General features: G+C 71.7%; 2 protein-coding genes and 1 pseudogene. 1 reads left to right on the top strand and 2 read right to left on the bottom strand.

All coding sequences use genetic code 11. From position 1 onward, the window contains the following. A partial coding sequence (locus ABZ281_RS39890; protein ID WP_356662873.1) for an ABC transporter ATP-binding protein occupies positions 1–3,356 on the bottom strand: 3,356 nt, incomplete at its 3' end. 139 nt (positions 3,357–3,495) lie between these two features. On the opposite strand from ABZ281_RS39890, the gene ABZ281_RS39895 reads away from it, so the two are divergent. Then, a complete protein-coding gene (locus ABZ281_RS39895) occupies positions 3,496–3,705 on the top strand; it encodes a hypothetical protein (RefSeq protein ID WP_356662874.1) in 210 nt (69 codons plus the stop codon). A 344-nt stretch (positions 3,706–4,049) separates the two neighbouring features. On the opposite strand, the pseudogene ABZ281_RS39900 reads toward ABZ281_RS39895, so the two are convergent. Then, positions 4,050–4,370, bottom strand: a pseudogene (locus ABZ281_RS39900) (hypothetical protein); the annotation flags it as partial.

The raw sequence follows: 4,370 nt of genomic DNA on the forward strand, positions 1-4,370 counted from the left end.
AGCCGGGCGATCATGTCGTGCGCCCCGACCGCCCGGGCCGCCGCCTCGACCTCGGCGTCGGTGGCGTCCGGGCGGCCGTAGGCGATGGCGTCGCGCACGGTGCCCTGGAAGAGGTACGCCTCCTGCGGGACGACCCCCAGACGGTGCCGGTACGAGGTGAGGTCGAGGGCCCGCAGATCGGTGCCGTCGACGGTGACCCGGCCGCCGGTGGGGTCGTAGAAGCGGGCCACGAGCTTGACGAGGGTCGACTTGCCCGCGCCGGTCTCGCCGACGAACGCGACGGTCTGCCCGGCGGGGATGCGCAGGTCGACCCCGCCCAGGGCCGCATCGCCCTCATCGGCGGCCCCGTATGCGAAGCGCACGTCCTCGAAGGCGATCTCGCCCCGCAGGGACCGGACCTCCATGGGCTCGTCGGCGGACTTCGTCGACGTCGGCTCCTGGAGCAGCTCCTGGATGCGGCCCAGCGACACGGTCGCCTGCTGGTAGCCGTCGAAGACCTGGGAGAGCTGCTGCACGGGCGCGAAGAACAGGTCGATGTAGAGCAGGTACGCCACCAGCGAGCCGATCGCCAGCGTCCCGTCGTCGACGCGGGCCCCGCCCACGATCAGCACGGCCGCCGCGGCCACCGACGACAGGAACTGCACGAACGGGAAGTACACCGAGATCAGCCACTGGCCCCGGATGCGGGCCTCGCGGTAGCTGTGGCTGCGCTCGGCGAACCGCCGCCCGCCGTCCCGCTCTCGCCGGAAGGCCTGCACGATCCGCAACCCGGACACCGACTCCTGGAGGTCGGCGTTGACCGCCGACACCCGTTCACGGGCCAGCTCGTACGCCTTCACGCTCGCCCGGCGGAAGAAGAACGTGGCGATGATCAGCGGCGGCAGCGTCGCGAAGACGACCAGCGCCAGCTCCACGTCGATCACCAGCAGCGCGACCATGATCCCGAAGAAGGTGACGACCGAGACGAAGGCCGTCACCAGGCCCGTCTGGAGGAACGTCGACAGCGCGTCCACGTCGGTCGTCATCCGGGTCATGATCCGCCCGGTCAGCTCGCGCTCGTAGTAGTCGAGCCCGAGACGCTGGAGCTGGGAGAAGATCTTCAGCCGCAGCGAGTACAGCACCCGCTCGCCGGTACGGCCGGTCATCCGGGTCTCGCCGATCTGCGCCGCCCACTGCACGGCCACCGTCAGCAGCCCCAGCAGGGCCGCCGCCCACACGGCGCCCAGCGCGGCCTGGGTGACGCCCGAGTCGATGCCGTGCCGGATCAGCACGGGCAGCAGCAGGCCCATGCCCGCGTCGGTGGCGACCAGGGCGAGGCTGAACAGCAGCGGCAGCCCGAAGCCGCGCAGCAGCCGGCGCAGGCCGTAGGACTCCTCCGGCCGGACGGCCTTCGCCTCGTCGACGTCCGGTACGTCGGTGGCCGGGGGCAGGGCCTCGACCTGGGCGAGCAGCTCGGGGGTGGCGGGGCTCTCCGCGAGGGCGGTGTCCTCGCGCTCGCGGTCACCGGTCCACAGCCGCGGGGTGACCCCGCGCTCGGCGTCGAACTCGGCGTCGAGCTCGTCCCGGACGGAGGTGTCCTCCTCGGGGCAGGCCGGCGGGGTGTGGCCCGGGGAGACCGCGCCCAGCTCGTCCGGGTCGGTGAGCAGGCGCCGGTACAGGGCGGAGCGGCGCTGGAGCTCCTCGTGGGTGCCGATGTCGGCGAGGCGGCCCTCGTCCAGCACGGCGATGCGGTCGGCGAGGTTCAGGGTGGAGCGGCGGTGGGCGATCAGCAGGGTCGTGCGGCCCCGCATGACGCCCTTCAGGGCTTCGTGGATCTCGTGCTCGACCCTCGCGTCCACGGCGGAGGTGGCGTCGTCCAGGACCAGCAGGCGCGGGTCGCTGAGGATGGCTCGGGCGAGGGCGGCGCGCTGGCGCTGACCGCCGGAGAGGGTGAGGCCGTGCTCGCCGACGGTGGTGTCGTAGCCCTCGGGCAGCTCGGCGATGAAACGGTCCGCCTGGGCGGCGCGGGCGGCCTTCTCGATCTCCTCCTGGGTGGCGTCCGGGCGGCCGTAGGCGATGTTGTTGCGGACCGTGTCGGAGAAGAGGAAGGAATCCTCGGGGACGAGGCCGATCGCGGCCCGCAGCGACCGCGTCGTCAGCTCGCGCACGTCGTGCCCGCCGACCAGGACGGCCCCGCGGGTGACGTCGTAGAAGCGCGGCAGCAGGAGGGAGACCGTGGACTTGCCGGAGCCGGAGGAGCCGACCACGGCGAGGGTCTCGCCGGGGCGGATCTCGAAGGAGAGGCCGTCCAGGACGGGGCTGGTCGTGCCGTGGACGCCCTCGTAGCCGAAGGAGACGTCGTCGAACTCGACCGTCGCCGGGGCGTCGACGGGCAGGTCCTTGTGCCCGTCCTCGATCGACGGCTCGGTGTCGATCAGCTCCAGGACGCGCTCGGTGCCGGCGCGGGCCTGCTGGCCGACGGTGAGCACCATCGCGAGCATGCGGACCGGGCCGACCAGCTGGGCGAGGTAGGTGGAGAAGGCGACGAATGTGCCGAGCGTGATGTGGCCGCGCACCGCCAGCCAGCCGCCGAGCGCGAGCATCGCGACCTGGCCGAGGGCGGGGACCGCCTGGAGGGCCGGGGTGTAGACCGAGTTCAGGCGGATGGTGCGCAGGCGGCCCGCGTACAGCCGGCGGCCGACCTCCCGGAGCTTTCCGGTCTCCTGGTCCTCCTGCCCGAAGCCCTTCACCACGCGTACGCCGCTGACGGCGCCGTCGACCACGCCGGCGACGGCCGCGGCCTGGGCCTGGGCGTACCAGGTGGAGGGGTGCAGCCGGGTGCGGCTGCGCCTCGCGATGTAGACGAGGGCGGGGGCCACGGCGAGGGCGACGAGGGTGAGGGGCAGCGACAGCCACGCCATGATCACCAGGGAGATCAGGAAGAGCATGAAGTTCCCGATGGTCATCGGGAGCATGAAGAGCAGGCCCTGGATCAGCTGGAGGTCGCTGGTGGCGCGGCCGACGACCTGGCCGGTGGACAGCTCGTCCTGGCGGCGGCCGTCGAGCCGGGTGATCGTGTCGTACATCTCGGTCCGCAGGTCGTGCTGGACGTCGAGGGCGAGACGCCCGCCGTAGTAGCGGCGGATGTAGGTGAGGACGTAGACGACCAGGGCGGCGGCGACGAGGAGGCCGGCCCAGGTGGTCATATTCCTGGTGTGGTCACTGACGACGTCGTCGATGATCACCTTGGTGATCAGCGGGACAAGGGCCATCACGGCCATGCCGACCAGGGAGGATCCGAGAGCGAGTACGACGTCCTTCGGGTGGCGCCACGCATAGGCCCACAGTCGTCGCGCCCATCCCCGTTTCGGTGTCACACCGGTGCCTTCCATCCGTCCTGAGCTGCCGGAAGGCGTCAACGTGCGCGAGGGCGGATTTCATCCCGCGGCGCCGCTTCCCCGACCAGGGGACGAGGAACACCCGACCGGGGACCTGGGACGGACCAGGGTCCCGCTCATGGTGTCCTCACTCGTCCAGGTGTCGCGGCGGCCGCGCTTCGCGCTCGCCGGGACGGCGGTGGACCTGTGCGCCGCCCTGTGCCGGCGGTTGCTCGCCTTCGCCATGTACGCGGAGGGATACGACCTCGACCCGAGCGCACCGCGCCAGATGTCCGGAGACGCGGAGATCGCGCGCCCGGCCCTGCTCCTCGCGTCTCGGCCGCGGTGACCCGGTCGCTGCGGCTGCTGCTGGCCGCCGCCGCGCACCGCCGTGGACGCACTCGCCGTCATGCGGCTCGCCGCGGTGCCGCTGCTGTCGGCGGTGATGGCTCTGGCTCTGCTCACCGGGGTCCGCGTTCCGCTGCTGGGCTGGGAGATGTGAGCACACCGGAAGTGGGACCCGTGGCGTTGGCGGCAGGGGGGAAGGTCGCCGCTCCGGTGAGTCGGCCACCCGGAGAGCCACTCGCCCGCCTTGTAGTCGTTTGCCCGGATATGGAAAACATCCTTCCCCCCGCGCCCTACACCATCCTCGCCATCGTCAGGAGGCTCCTGGACGTCCTCGGCCAAACCCCGTCAGCTCGCCGCCAGATCCTTGTGGATGACCTTGGCCACGGCCTGGATGGTGGCGATGCCGTAGTTCATCGTGCTGTTGCCGTGGGACAGCACGGTCATCACGTAGTCGTGGCCGCCGCCCTTGAACGCGCCGACGCTGTGCACCCGCCATCCGTTCGTGGAGCGCTGCAGCCAGCCGTTCTTGACGGCCACCGAGACGCCCGAGGGCACTCCGTACGGGGTGCCCCAGCGCTGGGACGAGACGACCTGGCCCATCAGCTTGTCAAGGACCGCTCCTGCGACGAGATGACGTCCATCCGGCTGCAGGCCAAGCTGACGTAC

The organism is Streptomyces sp. NPDC006265 (assembly GCF_040613555.1).
In the GTDB taxonomy this organism is placed as follows: Bacteria; Actinomycetota; Actinomycetes; order Streptomycetales; family Streptomycetaceae; genus Streptomyces.